This window comes from Thermogemmatispora argillosa (genome assembly GCF_059696725.1).
Genome location: NZ_AP019377.1, coordinates 1,688,993 through 1,714,911 on the forward strand (window position 1 = coordinate 1,688,993; position 25,919 = coordinate 1,714,911).

18 protein-coding genes are annotated in these 25,919 nt (G+C 65.1%); 6 read left to right on the plus strand and 12 right to left on the minus strand.

Going from position 1 to position 25,919, the window contains the following annotated elements; all coding sequences use genetic code 11:
* Nucleotides 1-55 precede the first annotated feature (55 nt).
* From AC6H1L_RS06575 to AC6H1L_RS06600, 6 genes are all read right to left on the minus strand, one after another.
* Nucleotides 56-3,070, minus strand: coding sequence for a GH116 family glycosyl hydrolase (locus AC6H1L_RS06575; RefSeq protein WP_497600732.1), 3,015 nt, complete (start codon nucleotides 3,068-3,070; stop codon nucleotides 56-58).
* A 154-nt stretch (nucleotides 3,071-3,224) separates the two neighbouring features.
* Nucleotides 3,225-4,490, minus strand: a complete 1,266-nt coding sequence (locus AC6H1L_RS06580; protein ID WP_497600733.1) for a GTP-binding protein — start codon at nucleotides 4,488-4,490, stop codon at nucleotides 3,225-3,227.
* 335 nt (nucleotides 4,491-4,825) lie between these two features.
* Nucleotides 4,826-5,293 (minus strand): hypothetical protein, encoded by a 468-nt coding sequence (locus AC6H1L_RS06585; protein ID WP_497600734.1) that lies wholly within the window; start codon nucleotides 5,291-5,293, stop codon nucleotides 4,826-4,828.
* Between the two features lie 589 nt (nucleotides 5,294-5,882).
* Nucleotides 5,883-6,269, minus strand: a complete 387-nt coding sequence (locus AC6H1L_RS06590; RefSeq protein ID WP_497600735.1) for a hypothetical protein — start codon at nucleotides 6,267-6,269, stop codon at nucleotides 5,883-5,885.
* 830 nt (nucleotides 6,270-7,099) lie between these two features.
* A complete protein-coding gene (locus AC6H1L_RS06595; protein WP_497600736.1) occupies nucleotides 7,100-7,429 on the minus strand; it encodes a hypothetical protein in 330 nt (109 codons plus the stop codon).
* 88 nt (nucleotides 7,430-7,517) lie between these two features.
* A complete protein-coding gene (locus AC6H1L_RS06600; protein WP_497600737.1) occupies nucleotides 7,518-7,805 on the minus strand; it encodes a hypothetical protein in 288 nt (95 codons plus the stop codon).
* Nucleotides 7,806-8,050: 245 nt separating this feature from the next.
* Between AC6H1L_RS06600 and AC6H1L_RS06605 the strand changes: the two genes are divergently transcribed.
* From AC6H1L_RS06605 to AC6H1L_RS06615, 3 genes are all read left to right on the plus strand, one after another.
* Nucleotides 8,051-8,269 (plus strand): helix-turn-helix domain-containing protein, encoded by a 219-nt coding sequence (locus AC6H1L_RS06605; RefSeq protein WP_497600738.1) that lies wholly within the window; start codon nucleotides 8,051-8,053, stop codon nucleotides 8,267-8,269.
* Nucleotides 8,270-8,661: 392 nt separating this feature from the next.
* Complete coding sequence (locus tag AC6H1L_RS06610; RefSeq protein ID WP_497600739.1) at nucleotides 8,662-8,970, plus strand: helix-turn-helix domain-containing protein; 309 nt, start codon at nucleotides 8,662-8,664, stop codon at nucleotides 8,968-8,970.
* Nucleotides 8,971-9,086: 116 nt separating this feature from the next.
* The gene (locus AC6H1L_RS06615) at nucleotides 9,087-9,266 is read left to right on the plus strand and encodes a helix-turn-helix domain-containing protein (protein WP_497600740.1); all 180 of its coding nucleotides are present in this window, start codon (nucleotides 9,087-9,089) and stop codon (nucleotides 9,264-9,266) included.
* Between the two features lie 272 nt (nucleotides 9,267-9,538).
* On the opposite strand, the gene AC6H1L_RS06620 is transcribed toward AC6H1L_RS06615, so the two are convergent.
* Complete coding sequence (locus AC6H1L_RS06620; protein WP_497600741.1) at nucleotides 9,539-9,760, minus strand: hypothetical protein; 222 nt, start codon at nucleotides 9,758-9,760, stop codon at nucleotides 9,539-9,541.
* 449 nt (nucleotides 9,761-10,209) lie between these two features.
* On the opposite strand from AC6H1L_RS06620, the gene AC6H1L_RS06625 reads away from it, so the two are divergent.
* The 3 genes from AC6H1L_RS06625 (at nucleotide 10,210) to AC6H1L_RS06635 (ending at nucleotide 15,984) form a co-directional block, all read left to right on the plus strand.
* Nucleotides 10,210-13,701, plus strand: coding sequence for a winged helix-turn-helix domain-containing protein (locus tag AC6H1L_RS06625; RefSeq protein WP_497600742.1), 3,492 nt, complete (start codon nucleotides 10,210-10,212; stop codon nucleotides 13,699-13,701).
* A gap of 364 nt (nucleotides 13,702-14,065) precedes the next feature.
* The gene (locus AC6H1L_RS06630) at nucleotides 14,066-15,076 is read left to right on the plus strand and encodes an ABC transporter ATP-binding protein (RefSeq protein WP_497600743.1); all 1,011 of its coding nucleotides are present in this window, start codon (nucleotides 14,066-14,068) and stop codon (nucleotides 15,074-15,076) included.
* 5 nt (nucleotides 15,077-15,081) lie between these two features.
* Nucleotides 15,082-15,984 carry an ABC transporter permease gene (locus tag AC6H1L_RS06635; RefSeq protein WP_497600744.1) on the plus strand — a complete coding sequence of 301 codons (903 nt, stop codon included), beginning with the start codon at nucleotides 15,082-15,084 and terminating at the stop codon, nucleotides 15,982-15,984.
* A gap of 97 nt (nucleotides 15,985-16,081) precedes the next feature.
* On the opposite strand, the gene AC6H1L_RS06640 is transcribed toward AC6H1L_RS06635, so the two are convergent.
* From AC6H1L_RS06640 to AC6H1L_RS06660, 5 genes are all read right to left on the minus strand, one after another.
* Complete coding sequence (locus AC6H1L_RS06640; protein WP_497600745.1) at nucleotides 16,082-16,642, minus strand: hypothetical protein; 561 nt, start codon at nucleotides 16,640-16,642, stop codon at nucleotides 16,082-16,084.
* A gap of 77 nt (nucleotides 16,643-16,719) precedes the next feature.
* Nucleotides 16,720-18,237, minus strand: a complete 1,518-nt coding sequence (locus tag AC6H1L_RS06645) for a hypothetical protein (protein WP_497600746.1) — start codon at nucleotides 18,235-18,237, stop codon at nucleotides 16,720-16,722.
* A gap of 110 nt (nucleotides 18,238-18,347) precedes the next feature.
* A complete protein-coding gene (locus tag AC6H1L_RS06650) occupies nucleotides 18,348-21,290 on the minus strand; it encodes a GAP1-N2 domain-containing protein (RefSeq protein ID WP_497600747.1) in 2,943 nt (980 codons plus the stop codon).
* A gap of 143 nt (nucleotides 21,291-21,433) precedes the next feature.
* On the minus strand, nucleotides 21,434-22,750 hold the full coding sequence (locus AC6H1L_RS06655; protein WP_497600748.1) for a TRAFAC clade GTPase domain-containing protein: 1,317 nt from the start codon (nucleotides 22,748-22,750) through the stop codon (nucleotides 21,434-21,436).
* Nucleotides 22,751-22,851: 101 nt separating this feature from the next.
* Nucleotides 22,852-25,917: a protein kinase family protein gene (locus tag AC6H1L_RS06660; protein ID WP_497600749.1), complete on the minus strand. Its 3,066-nt coding sequence runs from the start codon at nucleotides 25,915-25,917 to the stop codon at nucleotides 22,852-22,854.
* Nucleotides 25,918-25,919 lie beyond the last annotated feature (2 nt).

Consider the following 25,919-nt stretch of genomic DNA (forward strand, 5'->3'; position numbering starts at 1 on the left):
GGCCCGCCCGCCAGTCCGCGCGCGGCGCGGGGGCCGGGCAGGCAGGGCAGCGGGGCTAGAGGCGCACTTCCAGGGTCTGGCCGGCTTCGATGAGCACGGGTGGATCGAAGTGCCAGCGTTCGCCTTCGCGGCGGCCTGCAATGGGCACGGCGGCCAGCCAGACGGTTTGTTCGCCTGGGGGGGTGCGTCCTGCGCCGGCCCCGGCGGGTAGGGTAAGCTCGCGCAGGCTTAGCTGCCCCTCGTGCAGGTGGAGCAGGAGGCGCCCTTCGCCGGCGCGATATTCGATCTTGCCCCAGCAGCCGGGCAGGGTCAGCGGTTGCTGCCAGTGGCCGTCGGCGGGCAGCCGGCGCGGCTGCAGGCGCAGGGCCTGGCGTGGGGCGTCGTAGCTGAGGCCGCCGAGAGCTGGCCAGGCCAGCCAGATGCTCAGGGCCCGATAGTAGTGGCCGCCGCACTCCTGATGGTCCCAGGTCTGGCCGGCGCGCTCGTAGCGCCGGTAGACTTCGTGTATGATTGTCAATCCTTCGCTGACGAGGCCCTCTAGTAGCATCTGGACGGCGACGGCGTATTCGGTTCCCGACCAGACGCTGTCGGCCTGGTGGCGTGGGTCGCCGAGGGTCCAGTGATCGGGCTGGTCGGCGCGCTTGCCGGGCGGCAGCACGCCATTGACGAGGCCGCGCCCGGGGACAAAGTTGTAGCGATAGATGGCGCGCAGGGCTGACAGGACATGCGCGCGCGGCAGGATGTCCCCCAGGCCGAGCAGGGTAGCGTAGAGCTGGCCGCTGAGCTGGTCAGCCATACAGGCCTGATTGCGCCGTCCGCTGCGCGGGTCGAACCACAGATCGTAATACTCGCCGTTCCAGAGCAGGCGCTCCAGGCTGGCCTGGCTCTCGCTAAACTGGCGTTCCAGGTCGCGCGCGTAGTCCTCATCGCCGAGCAGGCGGGCCATCTGGGCTGTGGCCTTGAGGGCCGCCAGCCAGATCGCTGAGACATAGGCCGAGTAGCCGATGAAGTCCCAGGTATCGTATGTCTGGGAAGAGATGGCTGTCTCCGAGGGGGCGTGGTCGTAGTGGTAGGGGAGGCCGACTTGCAGTTCGTCGATGCGGCGGGCGTGCTCTATGGCGGCCTTGACTGCCGGCCAGAGCCGTTCGAGGGCGGCGCGGTTCGCCGTCCAGCGGTAGTCACGCCAGACCTGCAGGGCGAATTTGGGCATCAGGTCGACCATGTGGTAGGCGTCGACGACGGCAAAGCTGCCGGGGAAGAGGTGCGGGATGCGTCCGCTGGCGTCAAGGCCGGTCTCGGCGGCGACGGCGCGGTAGAGGGCCTGGCGGCGCTGGGGATCGCGGGCTAGCTCCGGCTCGCGCTCGATTTGGCGCCAGACGCGCTCTCGGTTGGGGGCGAAGGCTAAGAAGTATTCGTCGTAGCGCGGTGAGGCGGGCGTGAGCTGAAAGTCGGCGGTCATCTGGAGCTGGCGCTCTTCCAGTTCGGGGAAGAGGAGGGCGACGGCGTGGGAGCCGTAGTACGAGACGTCGAGGGTCTGGAGGCCGCAGCAGCCCAGGCCTTCCCAGATGCCAAAGCGCCCGTCGCGCACGAGCCAGGAGGATTTGACGAGGGTGGTGAGTTGGGCATTGATGGCGTCGGCCAGCCAGTAGGGGACGGAGGCCGCGTACTGCAGGTCGTGGAAGGCGCGGGTACGGGTGTAGAGGGCGGGCCGCGCCTCGGCGACGTAGCGGGCGACGTCGAGGGCGTCGCTGAACCAGGTTTCGTAGCGGTGGCCGAGGTCGTCGCCGACCTGCTCGCCGCGATGGTTGGGGAAGTACCAGGTGAGGAGAAAGGTCAGGTCGCGCTCGCTCCAGGGGTCCAGGGTGAGCGGCGGGCTGCTGATGACGGCGCGCGTCGGGCGGCTGGCGCGGGTGTTGAAGAGCTTCGGGGCCTGCTCGCTGAGGAGGCGCGTCAAGGCTCCCAGCTCGCTCAGGCGAGCTGCGGCCTGGGCCGGATCGCTCTGTAGTTCGGGCCGCTCCTGGCGCTCGCGCTCGTACTGGGCGCGCTCGGCGGGCGTCAGGTTGAGTTCGAGCAGTAAGGCCCAGCGCCAGCGCGGGTCCTGGTAGTGGATGGGGTCGGCGGCGATGCGCGCCTGTAGCTCGCTGCGGTCGGGGACGAGGGCGCTGTCAACCATGCCGCGCAGCAGGCTGGGCAGTTGGCCGTAGGCGCTGGCCGGGTCCAGCCCTTCGCGGATGATGCGCTCCAGGAGGGCGCGCAGGGGGTCGCCTCCGACGGGATCAGGGAGAAAGTGGCCGCTGTGGGCCCAGCTCTGCCAGGCGTTGAGGTCGCCGATTTCGCGCAGCTCCGGCACGAGTTCGGCGTCGTCCTCCAGGAGGGCAAAGACGAGCGAGCCGCGCGCCAGGGGATGTTCGGCGGGCAGGCCGTCGGCGCTGAAGAGGAGGGCGCTCAGGCCGGGCGCCCGCTCGCTGCGCGTCTGGGGCTGGCCGGCCCCCTGGCTGAGGGCCTCCAGGGTGAAGATGTGCGGGATGATGCCCAGGAGGGAGACCTCTACGGCTTCTGGACCGGGGTTGCTGAGGTGGAAGGTGAAGAAGGCCGCCGGGAGGGCCGAATGTTTGACATCTCCCGGGATGAAGCTGGACCAGGCTTCGAGGCTGACGGCCAGCGGGAGGGCCGGGTCGCGGTAGTCCAGCCAGGCAAAGGGGAATTCGCCGTTAAAGTGGATCTCTTGGACGCTTTCTACGTACGACAGGATGTAGGTGAAGCGCGCTTCGCTCTCGCTGCGTTCGCGCAGGATGCGCACGACCGCCGGCGCGCTCTCTCCGCTGGCGCCGGTGGCCCGGCTGGGTCGGGCGCGGATGGCGAAGAGGGTGTCGCCTGGACGGATGGGCGAGGCGACCGGCGGATTCCACGGGGCGCCTTGCCCGCTCCACGGGGGATTGTTGAAGATCTGCCATTCGTGTAGGGCGCCGTCGGCGCGGATTTCGATGCTGCCGGTGCCCAGTCCTCCCAGGGGAATGCCAGAGAGGGGGGCTACTCCTCGCTTGCTTCGCGTGCGCGCTGTGGTTTTCATGGTCGCTTTCCTTGCTCCTCTTGCTTCCTGTCAGCCAGGCTGTTCAGGCTTGCGCCTCGGTCGGGTTGGTCTGGCCGTTGGGTACTGGTTGGGTCGGTCGGTTGGGTTGGGCAGGTACGGGCGCTTTCCGGTCGCTCCGCCTGCGATGCGCCGCTCAGGAGGCGGCGGGGCCGCCGTTGCCTGCGCCAAAGCGGTATTGCGGTCGGGGCGGCGCCGGCTGGAAGGCGCTCAGTTCGTCGATGGTGGCCTGCAGGCCGCTGGGGGCCGTCGCCAGTACGGCGCGAACGTGCTCTTCGAGTACGGCGGGCGGGCAGTCGACGCGCGCATTGAGCAGCCAGACGGCGTCTTCAGGGACGACGTGGGCGCTGCGCGCGTCCCAACTGATGGTCGCCGGCCCGGGACCACAGAGGCTGGCTTTGATGAGGCGCTTCGCTAGCTCGGCCTGCTCGCTCGCCGCCGGCGGCTCTCTGACGAGGCGCTGCAGGGCCTGCGGGGCGACGAGTAGCTTGATGTGGGCGATGGTCAGCCGCTCGCGCGTGAGGCGCTCTTGCAGTTGGTTGAGCAGGGCTGTGGCCCAGCTCAGGACCTGGCTGGCGGCGCCGTTGGCGGCGCTGGGCGGCTGGGCGCGCTGCAGGCGACCGCTGGCGTTGAGCCAGCCAAGCCGCGCTTCGGCCCGTGCGTAGCGCCCATAGTCGAGGTCGTTCAGGCGATGGGCGGCGGCGGCGCTGATCTGGGCTTCGTTGAAGGCCTGGAGCAGTGTATCGAGCCAGAGAGCTACGCTCTCGCGCCGCCGTGCCGTCGTGGAGAGCACGGGAACGCTGGGACAGTAGGCCCGCAGCCAGTTGCGCAGAAAGAGCTGTTCGTCGGCGCTGAGCAGGTCGCTTTTGTTGATCAGGAGGAGATCTCCCTCTTCGATCTGGCGCGCGAACAGATAGGCGATGTCGTCGCTGAGCAGGCTGAGGTCGCCGTGACGGATCAGGTGGGAGAGGCGCGGCCCGTCGACGACGATGCTCAGGCAGGTCGGACTGTAGCGCTCGCGGTAGAGATGTAGCAGGGGAAGGATGACGGTGGCTTGCAGGTCGGTACAGCTCCCGACGGGTTCGGCCAGGATGATTTGCGGCGCTATCCGCCGCTCCAGGGTGTCGATGGCTTCTAGCAGGTCGCTGAAGCGACAGCAGAAGCAGCCCGCGGTGACTTCGGCTACGGCGGGGTCCCATTCCGCACTTGTGGCCCCGCTCCCTTCGGGCTCGAGGCCGGCGGCGGCCAGGGCGGTATCGACAAGGTGCTGCCCCTGGTCGTTGGTGATGAGGGCGACGCGCAGGCCGCGCTGTCGCAGGATGGCGGCAGCCTGGAGCAGCAGGGTGGTTTTGCCCGCTCCGAGAAAGCCTCCGACGATGATGAGCCTGGGTCTGGTTTGCACTGCGCTCCTCTCTGGCTGGTGCAGCGGCGACCAGGCAGGGCGAGCGAGATGCTCTCAGCCGCTCTGTTCGCGGCGCTGCGCCTGGCCGGGTCTGGCTTGCTCTCTCGCACGCCTCAAAGGTCGGCCCCGGGCGTGCTCTAGAGGAAAGGGTAACAGAGGGCGCTGGCCCTGTCAAGCGGGAACGCTCCCAGCGCTGCCGTTGCTCAGCTCAGGCTCGGGGCAGGAGGCTCGCTTACGAGCCGGGGAGCTGCTCAGGCCTGTTCTCGCCCGCGGCGGCAAGCTCCCGCGCTCCTTGCAAGATGCGCTGCCTCAAGGCTTCGCCTCTGAGCTTCCTTTCACGGTTCCCGATGACCAGCATTGTTGGTGGATAGACGAAGAGCGGGGCGTCTGGGTAATCCTCCAGGTAGATATCGAGAGGGGGCAGGCGCCGCTGAAAGGGGGTCAAGTCTTTCCACAGTCTGCGCTTTTCCCTGGGCGGTAGCATGCGCTCCTATGAAATCTGCCTGCGGCGCGGCAGGCTCGCTGAGCTGGGTGGCCAGCAGCTCATAGAGCTGCCAGAGTTCCTGCAGCCGCTCCTTGAGGCGCTCCGAGCCAGGCCAGAGGCTGATCGGGCTATAGCTCGCTGTCGCCTCCGCTACCCATACATCTGGATCTTCTCTAGCCTGTAAATCTCTCCGTTTGGCCAGGACCCGCAGAAACCAGCTTCGCCACGCTTCCGGGGTCAGGCCCGCCGCTTGCAGGCGATGGGCCCCGTCTGGATGAGTATCGAAGGGGGTCACCCGTAGTCCATCGATCCTCAGCATCCAGAGGCAGAAGTCTATCCCTGGTTCTGTGCGTATGCTATAGTGCCACGCTGGCCCGTTCTTAAGCACGCGCATAGGCGCATTCCTCCCCTGTCTGATCTGCAATACTATGCTCATAGCATAGGCAGGCTGCTTGCGCTATCACAAGCTACGCGGAACAGCCAGCAGTGGTGCTCTGCTGGGAGAGGCGCGGGACTTAGCAGGGGGGACAGCCAGGCGAGGAGAGCGCGCGCATCTGGCCAGAAAGGACACAGCGACGGGCCCGGGCGCCGTGAAGGGGGTTACGGCGCTTGCCCGGTACCCGTCGCCGCGCCCGGATCAGAAGAGGGCGCTACAAAGAAGGGCAACAGACAAAGTGAAACAGGAGAGAGGTATCTGCTGGCTGTGAAAGAAACTGCTCACAACGTGAACACTGTGCAGCGAGGTACGACCAGACCTCGCCTGGCAGAAGCGAGCGGGGCCGCGCCACGCGCCCGCACTCACGCGGTCACTCTCAACTGCACCAGACGTCTGCTGAGCGCTCGCCATTGCTTCTCCTCTCTCTTCTCATTTCGTTTCGTCGGGCTTCTTCTCGCTTCGTCGCTGGTTGCTACAGAATGCACCACGGCTCACCGTCAAGCTGCGGGTAGTCGCGCTGATGGATGCGCTCCGCGCAGTCGAGGGAGCAGGCGGTGAAAGCGATCGCCGCGTATTCAAGCACTTTATGCAGGCAGAGATCGCTGATGATGCGCAACTGCCATTTTTCAGGTAAATATTGGTATTCGTGGAAGACGTAGTCGCGCAGCTCCTGAGCCAGCCGGGCGGGCATGCGCAGGCCATAGCGATGGCTGGTCAGGCGGCCACAAATACAGGGGGCCGCGGCGCCCTGGGCAGGCCCCTCGGCAGCGGGCGGGACCGCGGCGGCCAGCGGCGCCTGTTCCTGGGGCGGCTGGCCGGCCTCGCCGATGAGCGCGGCGCGCTTTGTCTGCTCTTGCATGACGTACTTGCTCCTTCAGATCTCTCACACTGCAGACAGCCTTACTCTGATGAGGTGACGGAAGGGCGAACGGGCCGGGTCGGTAGTGGCGACCGTGCCGGCCAGGCAGCCTCGGACGGCAAGCCCCGCGGTACCTGGTGCCCCGATGCCCGGTGACCTGCCGCGCTCGCTGGCCGCTCTGATCAGGCAGGCGCCCTGGCCGCAGAGGCTGGCGCCCAGCAGCCGGGCCAGGCGAAGGCCTGTTAGCCGTAGCGACCGGTCTCGACCCGTCCGCCCGCATGCTCTCCCTGCTTCTTCTCCTGCTCCTCCCTTCCACCATCCCTGATGCCGCGCCTCTGCGCGGCCCCTACCGCACTGGGCGTGGCCGGGTCGACGACGGGTCCCACCTGCGCAGTCGGGGAGCTGGCGCAGCCTGAGCCGTGGCCAGTCGGCGAGCGGGCCGCCGTGACGCCGGTGCCAGGGCAGAGATAGGGCCGGCGCGGGCCGCCAGCTCATCAAGCCGGCCAATCGGGTAGGCCAGACTGCGCCCCAACGGCCCGCCCGCACGCCGCGCGAGCGAGCAGCGAGCGGGCCGGGGGTGATGGCTCGCAGGAAAGGAGCGTCGGTACGCGACCACGATCCGCCCGGGGTCCCTCCGGGCCTTGCCAAGGTTGCGCCTCATGCCGCTCGCCCCGCGGTGGCCGGCCCGGAGGCTGACCCCGCCGCTCGGCCCCGGCCTGGCCGGGCTCGGTTCAATAAAGCCAGGCCGGGCGCCTCCCGACGAGATCCTCCCCCAGGCCTCCACCCGGGCGAGTTGGCCACAGGTGCATCCAGTTGAGCAAGGAAGAATCTCAAGGAAAGGCAATGAACCGGGATCGTTCCCCCCGCGCTGACGGGTGGGTGGGCGCAACGTCCCGTCTGCTCGTCACTGGCTGGCGCTCCTCTCCCACCGCGCGCGCTATAGGTACAGGTGGCAGCAGGCGAAACCGATAGAGTAGTTCGCGCTGGCTGCCGCCAGGCTCCCGGTACCAAATCTGCACCTCCACTGGTACGATGACGAAGCGCTTCAGCCGCCGACAGTGCGCGATCAGTTGATAGGGCCAGCGATATGCTCCTGCTAGCGCCGCTGGCTGGCTGAGGCCCGTCCGTCTCGGATAGACAATCTCTAGTTCGTATGCCATTGTTCACGGTGCTCTTAAGTTCATTGTACTCGCAGGCCAATAGCAATGAATCGGTGTTCTTTATGCATGTTTTGTCAGTCTTTAATCACTATAGCGGCTCACTACAGGGCTGGCCATCCTCTCCAGGTTCCGTCTCTGCCGCGCTCTCCCCCAACGGCCTCACAATACGCCTCGCCCCCAGGCGCAGCACTTCTTTCCCCTCGCGCTCTACTACGATGGTGAAGGGGTCAAAGGCCGGCTCGGCGCTCAGCTTCTTGAGAATCTGCAGGACACAGCGCTCACAGGTCGCTGGTAGCAGGAAGAGATCCCCCACCTCTTCGCAATAGCAGATGACCAGGTACGGCGCCCTCTTCCTCCCTCCCGGCGGCAGGCCCATCTCTCACCTCCGAGTTCGTTTACAGCACAGGAGCTTTTTTCTTCTACAAGGTTAGCATTGATCTTAAAATATTTCCAGTATGTAATTAAGTGATTTTAAAAAATCATCCAGATAAATCACTTGAATAGGTAACGAGATCAAGTCACTTAATTAAGTGACTTGATCTAGAGACTCCCCATAAGACCGCAGATCCCGCTATACTCCTAAGCAAACATTATCAATGAGGCTTATTTGCGAGTGAGGATATGTTTAGACTAAAAGTAAAAGATGTTATTAAAGGCCAGGGCAAGACAGTAGGATGGGTTGCAAGAAAGGCCGGCCTGTCTCATTCAGTCGTGAGAAGAATGGTCAAAGATCCCAACTATGACCCGCAGGCGTCGACCCTCATGAAGGTTGCCAAAGTGCTAAAATGCAGCGTGGAGGATCTGATAGAGTACAGCCCAGATGAGGACGAGGAGATATAAAGTCCTGGCGCTTCCCATGCTCTGTTTCTTTCCCCATCTCAGTCCCCTCTCAGACGAAGGGAAGCCAGACCACCTCAGACTAGTCTAGGATTGGCCTCGCTTCCCTTCCTCGAAGCAAATAGACCTATTTGATCAGATAGGTCTTTTTATACCCCGCCTATTTGATATATCTTCTCGCATAGATGTCATTACGTGACTTTTTTGCAGGGATTTATACACCTATAATTGCTTTAGCGGCGCAAGCAGAGCAGGTAGTTTATACCGCTCAAGCGCATCCCCTTGAATCAGCCTTCTGCAGTCTGGATCAGAGGCAGTTGTTTGCCTTCAGAGGGGCCATTTCTTGGGGTTTTCAAATTACACAAGGAAGGGCAACAAACAGGAAGGAGTAGAGGATGTACCGTCTACGAGTCAAGGAAGTCCTTCGTGAGAAGGGCGTCACACAGACATGGCTCGCACGGCACACGACGTTAACTGAAGCAATGGTACGGCGACTAGTACGAGACCCCTCATATCTCCCCTCAATCGCCACGATGGCCAAGGTCGCGAAAGCATTGCAGGTCCACATTGATGATCTGATCGAGGAGATCCCTGATCCGCCGCCTTTCGCTCCCAGATCTCTAGAGCCTTCGAACTCTCTGCCAGAGCGACCCACTCAGACAAGGCGAGTCCGCAGCTCAGCAGCTATACCCGCTACTGATTGACATACGGAGCTAGAGCAGTCAGGTTGTCTGGATGAGCAACGGACTTGTTTTGTCTTTGTCACGGGTCACAAGGCAAGGAGAGATAAAAGGTGTACCGCCTCCGGTTGCATAGAGTCTTGCGAGAGAAAGCAGTGAGCGCCGAGCGGTTGGCACAACTTGCCTCGGTGCCTGAGACAACGATCAAGCGCATGCTCAAAGATCCGGGTTACATGCCTCCCGCATCAACGCTAGCCAAAATTGCCCGCGCTTTACATGTCTCTATGGGGGATCTCCTTGAGGAAATTCCTGATCGCTAGCCCCTCCAAGGGATAGCGGTAGAGCGAGACAAAAGCGCGCCTGATCCGCGGAACTGGCAAACCGCGGACCAGGCGCGCCACATTGAAACTCGGAGGTAGGAGTAGCATAGAGCAAAGCGTAGCCTCTGTCAAGATCGTCAGAACTACTGGCAATACTTGCTTGAGGCAGCGCTCAGCTAGAAGAGAGTGAGGGAAACAGGCACCCATTCAAGGCTGAGCGGGCCAGAGGCGCCGATAGAGCCGGTAGCGAGCCGGGCGCACTGCTCACTGGATCAGGGCAGAGAGCGGGTGCGCCGCCAGAGCATGGCGAGCAGCGCCAGCGCCAGAGCCGTCAGCAGGCAGCTCAGAGTCGACAGTGACTCAAACGGCATCTGTCGCACCTGTGGTGGCGAGAAGACCAGCAGGCCGCTGCCCCCATAGACGAAGATGGTCAGCACCAGCAGGGCCAGCCCCAGGCCGAGCGCCACTGGCCACAGCCGGCCTTGACCAGACAAGTTCTCTCCTCCTTTCTTGCTCCACTCAGCTTCTCAGGAGCTGAGCGAGCGAGGTGATTGACTCTATCAGCAGCGGCTCGCTCCGCCTTTGTTTCATTATACCAACCAGCCAAATGCCCCCCATCATAGCAGAGAGATCACCTGTCGCGGGCGCCGCTTCTGCCCGTCGGCCCGGGGGCCTCAAGCTGAGCTGGCAGTAGCAGAGCGCCCCTGATCTTTGATATACTGGGAGAGACCGAGGAAGATGGGAGGCGCCGGGAAGCGTCCGCCCGCCCCATTCACAGCAGCGAGCGAGCAAACGAACAAACAAGCCTCACAGGAAGAGCGGAGCGACCTCGCCGAGGGGAGCAAGAGCATCGTTACCGTGGTTCTAGGGAGCGCCTGGGTCGGCGACCGGCGAGCGCCCTGCTGCGCGCGACCAGCGTCGGCCTGGGGGAGGAGAGGAAACCTTGCACAGCGGCGAATCAGCACGATCGACATCACCAGGAGTCCACACCGAGACCGAGATCATTTGGCTACCCGAGGAACAGGACTACATTCTACGCAACCGCTTGAGCTGCACCGTGCAGCCCCTACCGCGTCACGGCGAAGCCTGGCGGCTCTGGCTAGAGAGCCAGAGCGCCTTTCACTTCAAAGGGCGTCTCGGGCAGATGACCCTCCGACGCGAGACCCGCAAGGGCCGTCCCATCTACTGGTACGCCTTCCGGCACTGTCTGCATCGCACCTTTAAGCAGTACGCCGGCAGGACCGGCACCCTGACCCTGGAGCGGCTCGAAGCGGTTGCCGCCGAGCTAGAGCTGAGCTGTCGCAAGCTGCGCGAGCGCATGCGGGCGCGACACGAACAGGTGGAGCGCGCGGCGAGTGAGCCGCTGCTGCTCACCAAGCTCAGGCCGCCGCTGCTGGCCAGCGACCTCATCCGGCGCGAGCGCCTGCTGAGCCTGCTTGACCGGGGGCGGGAGCGGCGCCTGCTCCTGCTCTGTGCGCCGGCGGGCAGCGGCAAAACCAGCCTGGTAGGCCAGTGGCTGGCCCACCTCAACGGCGCGCCTGAGCCGGGGGCGGAGGCCCTGCCCGTCGCCTGGCTGACCCTCGATGCCGGCGACAACGAGCCGCAGCGCTTCTGGCGCTACCTGGTGGCCGCCTGTGCGCCCTGGCTCTCGCGGGACGAGTGCCAGCGGCTCAGCGCGGCGCCGGCCCATCCTCTGACCGCCGGCCCTGGCCTCAGCGGCCTCGCCGGCATGACCGTCGCCAGCGACGAGCAGAGGCAGCAGCTCATCCTCCTGCTCAACCTGCTCAACGAGCGCGCGGCCCGCGGCCTGCTCATCCTTGACAATTACCACCTCATCCAGAGCGAAGCCATTCACCAGGCCCTCAGCTTCCTGATCAGCCACCTGCCCGCCGGCCTCAGCCTGGTCCTGCTCACACGCGAAGAGCCGCCGCTCCCCCTCGCCAGCCTGCGCGCTGCAGGCAGCTTGCTAGAGCTACGCGCCCCCGAGCTGCGTTTCTCGCAGGCCGAGACCGCCGCCTTTCTCGCCGCCCGCGGCCTGTCCCTGGCCCCCGAGCACTGCGAGCAGATCGACCAGCTCCTTGCCGGCTGGCCGGCTGGTCTGCGCCTGCTCAGCCTCCTCTTAGAGAGCGCGCGTTTCGCCGGCGAGCGCCAGGGAGCGGATGGCGCCGACGGGGAACGCTCGCCTGTCGGGCTAGAGCAGCTCCTGAGCACCTTCCGCGGCAGTCAGCTCCCCCTCTTCGACTACTTCAGCAGCGAAGTCCTGCAGGGACTGCCCGCGCACCTGCAAGACTTCCTACTGCGCACCTGTTGGCTGCCGAGCCTGCAGCCCGACCTCTGTCGCCTCGTCAGCGGGCAGCAGGAGAGCGCGGCCATCCTGGCCGAGCTAGCGCGTCGCAACCTCTTCATCGAGCCGCTTGACCCGCAGCAGGAGAGCTATCGCTACTATCCCCTCTTCGCCGAAGCCCTGCAGCACGCCGCGCAGCAGCGCCTGTCGTCCGAAGAGCGGCGCCTCATCGCCTACCAGGCCAGCCGCTGGTACGCCGCCTGCGGTCAGCTTGACGAGGCCACGGAGCTGGCGCTGCAAGCCGGCGTCGCCCAATGGACCGCCGACCTGATCGAGCGCCGCACCATTCCCCTGCGTCTACGCCTGCAGAGCGACGATCAAAGCCTGCAGCGGCTGCGGCGCTGGCTGGCGGCCCTGCCCGAGGCGCTCATCTGGAGCCGGCCTCAGCTCTGCCTGCTCAGCGTCCTGGGCATCCTGGCGGATCTCTTTGACGAGCGGCGCAGCCGCCAGCAAGAGCGCCACCTGACGCCCGCCGAAGAGGCGCGCCTCAATGCCCTGCTCAACCGCGCCGAAGAGCTATGGCGCCAGAGCAACTACCGGGAGGGACTGGCGCGCCTCTACGCCTGCCGCCTCCTCGTCCAGGAGCGCCTACCCGCCCGGCCCGAGGAGGCCGCCCGACACTTCTACAAGAGCGCCGTCTACGCGCGCGCCGCCCTGGAACACCTGGCCCCCGACGAGAGCGACTGGCGCCTCTTCTGCCTTGGCCATCTCTTCGGCCAGGCGCTGCAGAGTGGCGATCTCAACGAAGCTGATCGGCTCAGCCAGCAGATTGTGAGCCTCATGCCGCAGAGCGGGAGCAGCGCCGAAGCCGACGCATGGTCGGGAGGCCTTGGCGGCCTGCGCGCCCTCGTCCTCAACCTGCGTGGCCAGCTTCACGAGGCCGCCCATCACTACCGCCAGCTCATCAGGCTGAACGGCTCGCAGCCGCCGCTCAGCCTCTTCGCCCACCTGGGCCTTGCCCAGATCCTCTACGACTGGAACGATCTGGCCGGGGCCGCCGAGCAGCTCAGCCTGCTAGAGGAAGAGCTGCGCGCCTTACAGGCCCAGGCCGAAGACCACGACGACGCGCGCAAAACCCTGATAGTCTCTCTCTTTAACCTCTTCGCCGCCCAGGTGCAGGCCCTCATCAGCCAGGCGCGCGGTCAGCTTGACGAGGCCTGTGCCCGCCTGCGCGCTCTCCTCCTGGCGGTCAACGAGGCCTTCCCCGCCACGGACTTCAAGCGCTACCTGCTCGGCGACCCGCTGGTCTGGCTGGCGCGTCTGGAACTGGAGCGCGGCAACGTTGAGGCCGTCCGCGACAGCCTCTATGAAATCGGGCGGCTCTGCGGGCTGCCGGCGAGCGACCTCACCGAAGAACCCGAACGGTTCGCCGAAGCGCTCGCCCACCAGGAGGAGCAGCCGCGCCTCCTGGCCGCCGAGGCCAGCGCCGCCCCCAACGAGAGCCAGCGCCAGGGCGATCAGCTTGCGCCCATCGCCCAGGGACCGTATGGCCTGCTCTTTGAACAATACCAGCTTCTCAGCGCGCGGCTCCTGCTCGCCAACGGCGAGGCCCGCCGGGCCCTCCAGCTTCTGGAAGCCATCGAGCGGCGCGCCCAGCAATACGGGCGTGGGCGCAGCCTGCTGCAAGCGCGTCTCTTACTTGCCCGCGCCCATGCCCAGCAGCGTGACCCTGTGCTTGCCGGCCTCTATCTTTGCCGCGCCCTTGAACAGGGGCAAGTCGAGAGCCATCGCCGCCTCTTCCTCGACGAAGGCCAGCCCCTGGCCGCCCTTCTACGCGAGCTGCTCCCGCGCGTGCGCGGGCAAGTTCTGCGCGCCTATGCCGAGAGCCTTCTGAAGGACTTCGCCGCCGGCCAAAGCCAGCAGCCGCCCGTCATCACCATCGTTGAGGCGGCCCTGCCCGAGCCGTTCTCGGTCCAGGAGCTACGCGTCCTGCGCCTGCTGGCCCTCGGCTACAGCAACGCCGAGATCGCCCGCGAACTCGTCGTCTCGGTCAACACCGTGCGCACCCACGTCCGGCACATCTACCAAAAGCTCAACGTCCACAGCCGTCACCGCGCCATCGCCGCCGCCCGCCGCTACAGCCTCATCTAAGGAGCGCCATCCGGGGCAGCGCACAGCCGCCGAATCACCCCGGCAATCATCCAGAAGGATGACGCCCTCACCTTTTCGCGTGCGCTACACTAACAACGACAGCAGCCGGCCCGGCCCAGGCCAGAGCGAGCGCGACGGCAGCGGGCCGGGCCTGGCGCGGGCGTCGGGCCTCGTCCAGGCGACCACCATCGCAGCATCCGCAGTCGGTCAGTCAGTCAGCCAGCCAGCCGCCAGCCGTCACAGGCCTGACAACACTTCTTCTCTTCTTCATGTATGAAGAAAGGAAGAAAGTATGATACAGACCGATATAAAGTTATGTCATAAATATAAAGAAAGCAGCATGAAGAAAGAAGGGAACACACCAATGCAAACCATCATCAGGGCAGAGAGCCAGACCGGCCAGGAAGAGCGTGCCGCGGGGGAGGCCGTCATTCAGGTTGAGGATCTGGTCAAGCGCTACAAGAAAGCCGAGCGTAACGCCGTCGACGGCGTCAGCTTTAGCGTTCCCGCCGGCAGCCTCTTCGCCCTGCTCGGACCGAACGGAGCCGGCAAAACTACGGTCATCTCGATCCTGACCACCACCCTCAGCCCGACCGCGGGCCGGGTGCGCATCGCCGGCTACGACCTGGAGAAAGAGGCGTCCCGCATCCGGCGCGAGATCGGCATCGTCTTCCAGAAACCGAGCCTGGACCAGCACCTGACCGCCGAAGAGAATATTCGCCTGCATGTTGCCCTTTACGGCCTCTACCCCTACCGCCCGACCTTTCGCCTCATGCCCTCCGCCTACCGACAGCAGGTCGAGGCCCTGGCCGAGCTGCTTGACATCAGCGAGAGCCTCTTCAAGCCCGTCAAGACCTTCTCGGGCGGTATGAAGCGCAAACTAGAGATCCTGCGCGGCCTCTTGCACCGCCCCGCCGTCCTCTTTCTCGACGAGCCAACGACCGGGCTTGATCCCGAGAGCCGTCATAGTCTCTGGGACTACCTGCGGCGCGTGCGCGCCACCGGGCGCACGACCATCTTTTTGACCACCCACTATCTTGAAGAAGTTGAAGAGGCCGATGCGGTCTGCATCATGAGCCACGGCAAGATCGTGGCCGCCGGCACCCCGAGCCAGCTCAAGGCCAGCCTCACCCAGGCCAGCCTGTTCCTCGACACGCCCGAGCGGGCTCGCCTGCGCCAGGAGCTACAACAGCTCGGCGTGCCGTTCAGCGAGACCGGGGGCCGCTTCGAGCTGCCCATCGCCGGCCCCGACGTGCAGCGCCTGCTCAAGCGCCTGGAGACGCCGCTCAGCCTGGTCCAGACCCGTGCCCCCAGCCTGGAAGAGGCCTACTTACAGATCATCGGTCGGCAGACCCTGGACAGTGAGGAGGAATAACCAGCATGGCAACGCTCTCCCATCAGTCGACTCCTACGCCCAGCGCGGCCACGGCCACGGAAGCCAGCCGGCGCGACGAGCTGCTGCGCCACATCCTGGAACCAAAGCCAGCGCAGCGCCCTCTCAATCACACCTGGAACGCCATCGTGACCATCGCGGCGCGCGACATCATGCGCTATCTGCGAGACAGGACCTTTCTCCTCTTCTCTATCATCATGCCCATCCTGCTCATTCTGGGCCTGGAGGGGCCGCTCCAGAGCAACTTTGGCCAGGCCGCCGGCTACAGCCTGATGAGCTTCGCCGTCACCGGCATGCTGGCCATGACCCTCTATCAGTACACCCTGCAGAGCATCCTCTCACTGCTGGAGGACCGCGAGAGCGACTTTACGCAGGAGCTGCTGATCGCCCCCGTCTCGCGCTACGCCCTGATCTTCGGGAAGATCCTGGGGGCCTCTGCGGTTGCCCTCTTACAGGGCTTGCTGGTGCTGCTCCTGGGGATCTTTTTCTTCGGCTTCCCGGTCTCGTTCTGGAGTTTGCTCCTGCTCATACCGGTAGCCTTACTGATCTGCTTCTCAGGTGGGGCGCTTGGGGTGCTGCTGCTCTCGCTCTTCAACAGCCAACGCAGCGCCAATCAGGCCATTCCCCTGCTGCTCTTCCCGCAGTTCTTCCTGTCGGGCATCTTCATCCCCATGCGAGACCTGCCCTGGTACCTGGATCTGCTTTCAAAGATCATCCCGATGCGCTACGCCGTCGACCTGCTGCGCAACGTCGTCTACAGCGGCCAGCCTGAATATGGGAAAGTGGTCTTGGAAGGGCCGGCCATCAACCTGGTGGTCGTCTGCGCGCTGACGCTGCTCTGCCTGGTGGTGGGCACCATCCTCTTTGTGCGCAGCGAGCGCGAGCGCTAAGGGGCAAGGCCGTCCGAGCGGCGTGAGGCTCCCGCTTGCTCGCCCCGCTGAGAGCAGCCAGGCCCGACGCGGAGCCGCGCAGCGCGCCAGCGTGTGGCTAGAACAGAGCTGGCGGGCAAGTCTGGAGGTGCTCCGTAAACAGATAGACATCGATAGTCACCGTGGCCTGATCCTGGCCCAGCGTATAGAGCGGATCGTAGAAGGAGGTACAGGTAAAGGCAAAGCGCTCCTGGCGGCCCATCTCGGCGAGCAGGCCCATCACCTTGCGCGAGACATCCAGCGCCGTTCCGATGGCGTCCACGGTGGGAGCGCCATCATAGACAATCACCAGGCCGGCGGTGCGTCCGCGCAGGAAGCTCTGAGCGCGCACCTGCCTCTTGAGCGAGGCGATGGCCCCGGCATCGTTGGTCAGCAAGCCGTTCGCATCGACGTTCACAGTAAAGCGATGATGGTGCAGTTCCAGGCGCGGCAGCACCGTCGGCGTCGGCGTCCCCAAAGGCGGCGTGGGGGTTGGCGTTGGCGTCGCCGGGGGCGGGAGGCGCGCATAGGTTGTGGCGGCCAGAAAGATCACCGCCAGGCCGAGCAGCAGATCGGCGAAGAGCCAGCCGGCCAGCAAGGTGCTTTCGCGCATGCGGGGAGGGCGATTGACTCCGAACATTGTCCAGCACTCCTCTTCTCTGCTGTTGGGTCTTCCTTCTTCTAGCTAGATAGAAGGGGACGGCAGCGGCTGGCCCTTTAGCGCGGGTCAGCGGCGTTGGCGTTCGGGCGAGAGTGAGGAGCAGCCAGATTCCCGAGCATGCGCGCCAGATCGGCGATGAGCGTCGCCGCCTGCCGCAGCTCGTTGCCACCCTCCCGCAGCGTCTGGACCGCCTCGCTCAGGCTGCCGGGAGAGCCGGGCGCGGGCAGGCGCCCGTCCTGAACGGCTGCCGCCTGCAGGCGCAGCGTATCCTGCATATCGACAGCAATGCTGCGCAGGTAGATGGCCCCCTGGCCCAGAGCACCAATGGCGTCGTGGAGATTCGTCAGGGCCTCGCCCAGCCGCAGGGCCAGCATCTCCTGTGCCTGGCGTTCCTGGGAGAGCGCGCTCAGGAAGCCCTGCCAGGCCTGGGCGGTGCTCTCCAGGCTGGTGGCCAGACTGGCCAATTGACCTACCGCCAGATCAAGGGCATCGATGCTGTTCATCAGCCGCTGCCAGCCTTGAGCCAGCGGCTCCAGTGAGGTCGAGACCTTCTGGAGCCGGTCGTTGGCGTCGACGAACTCCTCAAGCAGGCGCACATGACGCTTCTCCAGGCTCTGCACTGGCCCGGCGATCCCCTGGAGACCCTGGGCGATGGTCAGAGTGGCCTCCTGCAGAGTCCTGGCGGCTCCTTGCAGCTCGCTGGCCAGCCGCCCGCTCCCGTCGAGCAGGTCAGCCAGGTGCTCAAGCAGCTTCTGGCCAAGATCAAACTGCTGGGCGAAACGCTGGTTGATCCCCTCGACGGAGCGCGCCAGCTCCTCGGCCACCGCTTTAAAGCGGTCGCTGGCCTCGGAGAAGTTCTGTCCGATGCGCTCCGCCAGCCGCTCAAAGGTAGCGAGCACGGTATCGGCCATCTGTTCGATGCGCAGGGCCACGTCGGCCAGATTCTCGCCCGGCGCCAGGGCCATGCGCTGGTTGCGCAGAGCTAACGTCGCCTCGCTGACGGCGTGGACGAGTCGGCGCTCAAAGAGCCTCACCTCCTGTTCGCGCTGCTCCTCCCCGCGGCGCTCCAGCAGCAGCGCCCACAGAGTCAGCAGTAAGACGATCAGCAGCAGCGAGGCGTCAATCAGGCCGACACTGCTCAGGCGCCAGATGGGGGCCAGACGATCATCAAACCCTTGTTGCCAGAGATAGAGGAAGGACTGCGCCGCATCTGGGGGGCAGAGACTGCGCTGCTGCAGACAAGGCTTCAGGAAGGCCTGGTAGGCTGCGCTGGCCTGGGCAATGCCCAACCAGGTGACCATGATCGGCAGAAAGATCAGCACATTGCGCGCGCCTTCGACCAGACGGAAGAGGAGTCGTTTTGGCTGCCGCTGCTCACGATAGGCGGCGACAATCAGGTCGGGCGCCAGATAGGCGCGCAGGTCCAGACCGGTCCAGGCCATCCCCGTCCTCTGACCGGAGCCGGAGAGCGCCGCCTGCACTTGCGCCAGACGCTCGGCCCCCGCCTCATCAAAGGTCCTGACCTCTTGTTCCAGGTGCTCTAGCTCGTCCTGGATCTTCTGTATACTCAACATGCGTATCCTCTAATAGAAGCAAAGAACACATCAGAAAAAGAGAGATGGAAAAGGTGATCATTATCGTATATCTGATCTGTATGCTGGAAGATGTCGGTTATCGGCGGCCTTCAGCGACGCGGGCGCAGACCGCGCCGTCCGAGCCAGGGCAGACGCCAGCCGAGCCAGGGCAGGCCGCGCGGGCGAGCGTCTTGCCCGGGGAAACCCTCGGGTTTCAGCTCCTCCAGGGCATACTGCTTCCCCTGCGGCTTCTTTTGCCCTGGCTTCAGGTGCTTGAGCTTCAATTTATTGGCTATTTCCTTAGACAGCGCTGCATAGTGCTGATCATCAAGCGCCTGTCGCAGGTAGTCAAGGGCCTTTTCCAGCTCTGGTCTGGTCTGGCGCTGTTCGAGGGCCTCCGCGACCCGCAGCCAGCTCCAGGCCAGCAGGATCAAGGAATCCGGCAGCGCAGCTTTGGGAGCGACCAGCGTCTTGAGAAGGCTTCTCGTCTCGGGCTGTCTCAGCCGTTCTGGCGTCAGGCTCAGCAGGTAGCGATGGGTCAGGTGGGTCAACTCCCAGCAGCGAGCGTAGTCGGGGCGAGCGAGATAGATGGGACCATACTGCTCCAGCAGCCAGGCGCCTTCTTCAGGGGTCAGCGCACTGCAGGTCAGCAGCACGTGCAGATCAAGGGGGTCAGGCTGCTGGCGCAACCACGCTTCCAGTAGCTGCAGCTTCTCATCGAAGGGGAGCGAAGCGACCGCCTTGCGATAGAAGAAGACGCCGGGGCGAGTGCGCAGGAAGAAGAGATCGCCCTGCTGGGCGCCCGCCCTGATGAGGGAAGCCACGGCCCTGGTCTCCGTTGCTGGCCACACAAGAAGCAGCCGTTCACGCAGAGAGTTCGAGGCCTGGGCAAAGAAGAGCGACAGAAGCTCCTCCATCTCAGCAGCAGTCGACGTGAGGCAGAGCAGAGTAAAGAGGCGCAAACACAGCTCTTCCAGGGCCGGCAGGCGCATCTGCAGATAGACTGGCGCGTAGTAGCGTAGTTGCCGGCTATACCTGTGCAGAAGCTCGCGGCGATAGCTCGCGGCGACGCGCCCCCGCTCCAGATCGCTCAGCTCTCGCAGTAGGGCTGAGCCGGCAAGCAGCTCCTCCATCTCGTTCTCGGTGGGTGGCGGACTGAGCTGGCAGCAGCGGATCAGCAGATCGAAGGCCGGAGCTGCTTGATCCCTCAGCAAGAGAGCCGCCAGGCGCAGAGCAACAGCGCGGCTCCCCGCGTCCTGCGCCTGGTCCAGGAGCTGGAGCAGCCGTTGCCAGTCTCGCTCTTCGAGCGGCAGCGGCGCCCCGTCGGTGGGCCGCAGCAGTTTCTCCAGCACGCTCAGCAGGAGGCGTAAGCGCATCTCACGCCAGGCGGGCGGCAGGTCCAGCGATAGGAGCGAGCGGCAGGACTCCCAGCTTCGATATCCCTGCAGGAGCCTGCCCACCTCCTCGCGGTAGTGCTCCGCCTCGCGGCTGGTCAGGGCGGAAGCGGCAAAGCTGAGGAGCTTGCTACAGCGGTCTGGCCTCGCCAGCAGGACAGGATAGACCGCGGGATCATCGAGCAAGGCCCTGATGGCCTCCTTTAGCAGCTCGCGCCCGGCCCCCAGGGAGGCGAGCGTCAGCAGGAGACGCACGCGAGCCGCGGCAGAGAGTCTGGCCTCTTGCCACTGCCTGCGCACCTCGTTTTCAAAGAGCACCAGGGAGTGATCGAGCCGTCGCTGCTCCAGCCGTAGCCGCGCAAGCTGGCTCAGGTCCGGCAGCACGCGGTCGAGCAGCGCTTCGCCCTGCTGGTCATCGCAGAGCCGTTCCAGAATGTGACGGCGCACCATGAGCTGAGAGAAGTCCTCGGGGTAGCGACTGATAATCTCGACGACTTGCTCAAGCCCCAGCCTGCCCTGATTGCTCCGCCAGCGCTGGTACTCGCGGAGGAAGCCGTCGATCGTGCTGGCCCCTCCCTCCAGATCGCGATGAAGCTGCTCGATGAAGCTGAGGTCCCCCCCGCGGAAGGCCGCACAGGCCAGCTCCACAAAATCCCGGACCTCGGGCCATTCGCGAGGCGACGAATGCAGACCGGTAAAGAGATTGAAGGCCAAGGCGCCGCGATAGAAGCGTTCACTGACGAAGGTCGCGGCATGCTGCGGCTGGGCCGGGCAGGTGGCTACCAGCGCGAATGTGCGCCGGATGAGGCGCGAGCTGCTCAAATCGCCGCTCTCCTCGTAGGTGCTGAAGGTCAGCCGGGGGCGCAACACAGGCGGCAGGAGCCGCGCCAGGGCCCAGACCAGCCAGGCAGCCTGATCGGGAGTGGCAACCAGGCAGATGAGTGGAATGTCCGCCTCGCTCTGGCTCTCGCCGGCCAGGACCTCCCTGCCGCCCCTCCTGATCTGCGAGGAGGTTTTCTCCGCCTCACGCTGAGCCTGCAGGCTATCGCTGTGCTGCTGCTGATCGAAGAAGGCCAGCAGCAGCAGGGGCAAGAACTCCAGCGCTGCGCTGCGCTCGCTCTCGCTGAGCTGGAAAAAGTCCGGGCCGCGCGGCACAGCCTCGGGCCTCCAGGCCCGTTCCCAGCGCTTCCGCAGGCGCCGCTCCAGCTCCTCGCGCGGAATGGGAGGGAGCATGACCCCATGCCCGGGGTCGTCGCTGGTACGCCAGAGCAAGGCATCCTGATAACGCCAGAAGCAAATCGCACGGTCGGGGCCGAAGGTGGGTTCTAAGCCGGCCAGCAGATGCACAAAATAGTTCCCGGGGCGCCCGGCGCCATCGCGCCCCGCGTAAACCTTGTGCAGTAACAGGCACTCGTTGCCGCTCTTGACCAGCGCCAGCGTCCGCGGCGCCTCCTCGACCGTCAGGCTGGTCACATTGGCATCGGCAGGTAGCTGATAGCGAAGATAGGGCCGCACCTGCTCAAGACGCCTCTCACTATGCAACGCCGGCGAGCAGGCCCGCACACGATAGCCAGCGGCAAGTGAGCTTTCAAGGCCACGCTCAGACCAGGTATACCAGAGCTGCTCAATCTGTTGCGAACTGGCTGCTTGATCGTTCATCGTCCGCTCCTCCGTGCTTGATAGAACGGCGCTGCCGTCCCTGTCGGCCCACCCACCCACTGCGCTCCCTCTCACCACCTCCTCAGAAGCCCACCCATCTTCTCTTTCCCCTCAGCTTCCCTTACCGCCTGCAGGCAGGCAGTTCAGGGCTGCGCCCGCCACTGAGAGAGTTGCCAGGCTTGAGCTGACGGAGCTCCGGCCCGGAGACCCTGGCCCCCGTGCGCTGGCGCCGCGGCTGCGAAAGTGGGACGAGCCGGGAGCAGGCGGAGCTCGTGTAGCACCCAAAGAAAAGGATCGAGACAACGCCAGGGATTGATCGCCGGAATGCCCCCCTGCTCGTCTGGGGTATAGCCAATAGCCGAGACCGCCGTGTAGCACACAGGGTCAAAGAGCTGCCCCCGATAAAACTCGACGGCCTCCAGGAAGCGCCCAAGGTCATATTCATAGAGCAGTTGCCGCACTTCCTGATCAACGCTGGCCAGATCGGTCAGGTCGAGGCCGCCGCGGTAATCCGGCTGACGCCTGAGAAAGCTCAATTGCTGGCCGAGAGGCCGCAGCTTTTTGAGCAGGTCTGCTTTAGAAAGCGCGATCGCCAGGGGCCGCGGACGCCGCACGCCGGACTGAGCCAGCGGCAGGACTATTTTGCCGAAACTATCGAGCGGGTGCCCCAGAGCCAGACTATGGCCATAGCGAAAATGGGGATCGCTCGGGAGACTGGCGCGCATCGCGGGAACAGCTACCGGATCAAGCATGAAGATTACGGCGTCCGCATTGAGCACATAGGGAGCATAGCGGACCTGCCTGGCCTGGATGACATAATCTTCTCCAGAGGTATCATAGATGACAAGATTAAAGCGCACCGGGGGCAGGTCCGGCTCCAGACGAATGGCAATCTCGTAAATGATCGGCTGGTGAGTCATCTCAATTGCGCGCGGCGTCCCCCGCGGCACCACCCTATCGACAAAGAGCGGCTTCCCGTAGTCGCGCTCGTAGCGCTCGCGCGCCTCGGGCGTCAGGCAATGGCACCGGAATCGCAGATGACTGGGAATAAAGGCCGCCTCCTCCAGAAGGTGCAGAAGCACGGCAATGTAAACGCTCTTGCCGGAGCTGACATCACCAATAATGGCGATCGTTACCTGGCGTGTGCGCTCAATATTGTACGGCAAGGGATATTGACAGTGCGAGCAGATGCGCACCGCCTGCCGCCTGACAAACCATTCACTCTGCAGCGACCTGGGGAAGAGAATAGAGAAGACGCGCCGGAGGCCAGACGGTTCCTGCTGCAGCGGGACGAGCGTAGCGAGTGACTGCAGATCAGGAAGGCTGACAATGGCGCAGGCTCCAGGATAGATGCGCTCGCAGCACGAGGGACAGATGGCGACACGCCCGCGGTAGAGCAGGGAGGTCAGCATCTTCCAGAGAAAGCTGATTGCAGCGATCAGAATCTGCCTCAAGCTCATATGATGGGTGCTCCCTCGCATAGAATGGGCCGGCTCCAGCCAGGCCAGGTCAGGCCTGCCCAGGCGTAGCCGGGACGGAGGGCCTGCACTCCGCCCCGTCATCAGGTGAGAACCACCTCCGTCTCAGGCAGCAGGACGGCGCTCAGGGCACGCCCTGGCCACCAGAGCGCGTCTGACGCCTGCTCCTCTGTCCGATATCCATCGCGCTGCGCCCACCGGCCTTCTCCCTGGCCATACCAGTCCTCGGGCAGTAGGGCACAGAGCAACACATGGAGGCGCGAGCAGGAGCCTACCGGCAGGTCCAATGAGGCCGGGCCCTGGCCAACCGCCTCGGGGTGGCTCACCACGCGGTAGTGAGCCAGCCGCTCCAGTTGCCACCAGCGAAGCGGCTGCGGCAGAGGCGACAACTCCTGCACGCTCCAGCAAATCAGGAGATAGCGTAGCAAGGGGTCGGCAGTCCAGCGCCAGGCGATGATCAGGCGCTGGCCCCCGCCGGCTGAGCGCAGGCTCAGGCGCACGTCCGCCGGCTGGAGCTGCTCCGCCAGGCGCCGGCTGGCGACCCGCAGTTGCAGCGCATAGCGCTCCAGGGACTGCGGCTGCGGGATGCTCCTGGCAATCAGCAGCATGCGTCGGTAATCGCAGGCACGCCAGGCCTCCTCCAGTTCCTTGATGAGCCGGATCACCTCCAGGCGCTGGAGCTGGGCCGCTGTCAGCAGCAAAGGAAAGACCCTCAGCAGCTCCGGCTTGTAGGCCGAGGCTAGCTGCTCATCCGCGTGCTCCTGCCTCAGCAGGTGGAGCAGCTCCAGGGCCTGGCGCGCCTCGGCGAGCGCGCGCCTGTGGTCAGCCGTGAGACGCCCAAGCAAAGCTTGTGGCAGCTCGTTATAGGCCGCCAGTATTCGGCGCGGCCCCGCTTCGCCAGCCTCGTGCGAGGCCGTCATGAGCGCCTGCTCAAAGGCCCGCCACTGCTGCTCTTGCTTCCAGAGGAAATGCAGACGCTCCTGCTCCTCCGGCGAAAACTGGAAAAAGGCGCTGTGCGGGCTGGAGAGCAAGCGCTCATAGAAGGCGAGCAGGCGCTGATCATCGTCATAGGCAGCGACGAACTCCTGAGCCAGCTCCAGCAGCTCGCGCTCATCCTTGCTGAGGCGGACTTCTTGCAAGAGGGGATCAGCCGCGGCGGCGATCAGGCGCGGCTGGTGTGAGTGCAGGGTGCTCAAGAAACAGCTATAGCAGCGCCAGCGCTGAGAGGCCCGCGTCAGGAGAGCGCGCTCCTCGCTGGTCAGGAGCAGGCCGTCCTCCGCGGCGGCCTCCTGGTCCAGTTGCTCGCTCAGCATGACAAGAGAGGCATCGTCGCCCTCCGCGAGGGCCTTGTAGAAGCGGCGCGCCAGGTCCAGCCGCTCGCGCTCCTCGGGCGTCAGGGCCGTGCTCCCCTCTAGCAACGGGTCATCAGCCTCGGCCACGGCTCGCAGACGGCGACTGCGCAGGGCCATACGCAGACGCGCCAGGGCCGCCAGACGGCGCTCGGCCAGCTCAGCGCGCGCGCGCTGCTCGGCGCTAAAGGAGAGCTGGGCCCCCGCCGGACCAAGGGCCAGAGCCTCATAGGCCGCAAGCAGGGCCTCGTCGTCGGCCTCGGGATCGGCCACCAGGGCACAGAAGCGGGCCGCCTGGCAGCCGATCATCTCCTCCTCCGGCGGCAGGGAGAGTTCACAGCGCTGCAACTGCTCATAGGCCGCTGCCAGAGCCTTAACCTCACCGCTCCGGCGCGCCTGAGCCCAGGCCCGGGCCGCCTTGTAGCGCTCGCGGGCAGCCTGCATCTGAGCCTGTTCCTGCGCGTTGAGAATCGTGGGGCCATAGAGCGAGATCAAGGTTGTCGCCGCGGCGAGTAGCTCCTTGTCACGGCGGTCCTGCAGCGCCTGGCAGAAGCGCCGCCCCTCAGTGATCAGGAGCCGCTCGCGCTCGGTCAGAGCACTGCAGCCATCAAGCACAGCTTCGTAGCTGGCCAGAATGGCCCCCAGCGAGGAGCGCTGAGCAATGGCCTGGCGCAGACGGGCCAGCGCCTCCAGACGCCGACGCGCCAGCTCCGCGCGCTCTCGATAGGACTGGGCCGGCCCATACTGCTCCAGCAGCGGCAGCCAGGCGCGGACAATGGCCTCATCATCGTCGCGAGCAATGGCCTCCCTCAATTCGCTCAGGGCCTGCCGCTTTTCGTGCTTGGAGTCGAGCAGGCGGAACGGAAAGCGTACGTCCTGGATAGGCTGGAGACAGGCCGCTTGCAGCTCCCGCGCCAGTTGGCGAACCACCGGATCACGGCAGCTCCCCAGCTCCTGGAAGAGGCGCGAGTGTGAGGGGTCGGCAAAGTCCTCAGCGGTAAAGAGCAGCGACTCAGGCGGCCTGCCGCGTTCATCGATGCGGGCGTAGCGTCGCCAGAGCGAGGGATCACCAGCCAGAGCGGCGAGAGCAGTTGTGATCACGAGGGCCGAGAAGGCGTCGGTCTCCTCGCTAAACGGGCGCAGATACATCTGCGGATGCTGGTAGTCCTGCTGGCCAGCCAGCACCGGTCGATAGCCGGCCAGAGGCGGAATATACACGCCGTCGTAGTCGACCAGCACCAGCCGCCCATCCTCGCGGACCAGCACATTGCTGCCAGCGAGGTCACCGTGTGCCATGTGTGCTCTGCGCATGGCCCAAACGATCTCCTGCCAGCGCTGGCTGAGCCGGCTGAGGGCCACGCGATCGCCTTGGAGAGCATAGTCGTGGACCGCTTCGCAGAGCGTGCGCCCCTCGACCCACTCCATTGCGATTAGAGGGCAGACCTCGCTGCGGTCCTGCTCCTTCACCAGGATGCCCTCACGATGATAGGTGAAAGAGACCGTAATGGCCCTCAGCGCCGGCTGCGACGCGAAGTAGTCGGCGATCAGGCGATAGCGCTCCTCGGTATCGGGCTTCATGTCTACATGGAAACAGCGCAGCGCGCGCATCTCTCCGCTGCGTGTGCGGAACTTGTAGACAACGGCAAAGCCGCCCTCCAGTCCCCAGGGGCGCCTGATGGGACCCCGGCGCGTAGCAATCTCGACCATCTCGACCTGGCCTTCGCGCAGATCAGGATCAGGCACCAGGAGACGGCTACGTGCAAACTGCATGGCCTCATCGAAAGCCAGACGCCCGGGCATAG

Excerpts from the sequence above, each read along its gene's own strand:
- AC6H1L_RS06585 (WP_497600734.1), bottom strand. The coding sequence starts at position 5,293 with ATGCTGAGGATCGATGGACTACGGGTGACCCCCTTCGATACTCATCCA.
- AC6H1L_RS06605 (WP_497600738.1), top strand. The coding sequence starts at position 8,051 with ATGTTTAGACTAAAAGTAAAAGATGTTATTAAAGGCCAGGGCAAGACA.
- AC6H1L_RS06575 (WP_497600732.1), bottom strand. The coding sequence starts at position 3,070 with ATGAAAACCACAGCGCGCACGCGAAGCAAGCGAGGAGTAGCCCCCCTC.
- AC6H1L_RS06660 (WP_497600749.1), bottom strand. The coding sequence starts at position 25,917 with ATGCCCGGGCGTCTGGCTTTCGATGAGGCCATGCAGTTTGCACGTAGC.
- AC6H1L_RS06635 (WP_497600744.1), top strand. The coding sequence starts at position 15,082 with ATGGCAACGCTCTCCCATCAGTCGACTCCTACGCCCAGCGCGGCCACG.
- AC6H1L_RS06595 (WP_497600736.1), bottom strand. The coding sequence starts at position 7,429 with ATGGCATACGAACTAGAGATTGTCTATCCGAGACGGACGGGCCTCAGC.
- AC6H1L_RS06645 (WP_497600746.1), bottom strand. The coding sequence starts at position 18,237 with ATGTTGAGTATACAGAAGATCCAGGACGAGCTAGAGCACCTGGAACAA.
- AC6H1L_RS06630 (WP_497600743.1), top strand. The coding sequence starts at position 14,066 with ATGCAAACCATCATCAGGGCAGAGAGCCAGACCGGCCAGGAAGAGCGT.
- AC6H1L_RS06610 (WP_497600739.1), top strand. The coding sequence starts at position 8,662 with ATGTACCGTCTACGAGTCAAGGAAGTCCTTCGTGAGAAGGGCGTCACA.
- AC6H1L_RS06650 (WP_497600747.1), bottom strand. The coding sequence starts at position 21,290 with ATGAACGATCAAGCAGCCAGTTCGCAACAGATTGAGCAGCTCTGGTAT.
- AC6H1L_RS06590 (WP_497600735.1), bottom strand. The coding sequence starts at position 6,269 with ATGCAAGAGCAGACAAAGCGCGCCGCGCTCATCGGCGAGGCCGGCCAG.
- AC6H1L_RS06600 (WP_497600737.1), bottom strand. The coding sequence starts at position 7,805 with ATGGGCCTGCCGCCGGGAGGGAGGAAGAGGGCGCCGTACCTGGTCATC.
- AC6H1L_RS06655 (WP_497600748.1), bottom strand. The coding sequence starts at position 22,750 with ATGAGCTTGAGGCAGATTCTGATCGCTGCAATCAGCTTTCTCTGGAAG.
- AC6H1L_RS06640 (WP_497600745.1), bottom strand. The coding sequence starts at position 16,642 with ATGTTCGGAGTCAATCGCCCTCCCCGCATGCGCGAAAGCACCTTGCTG.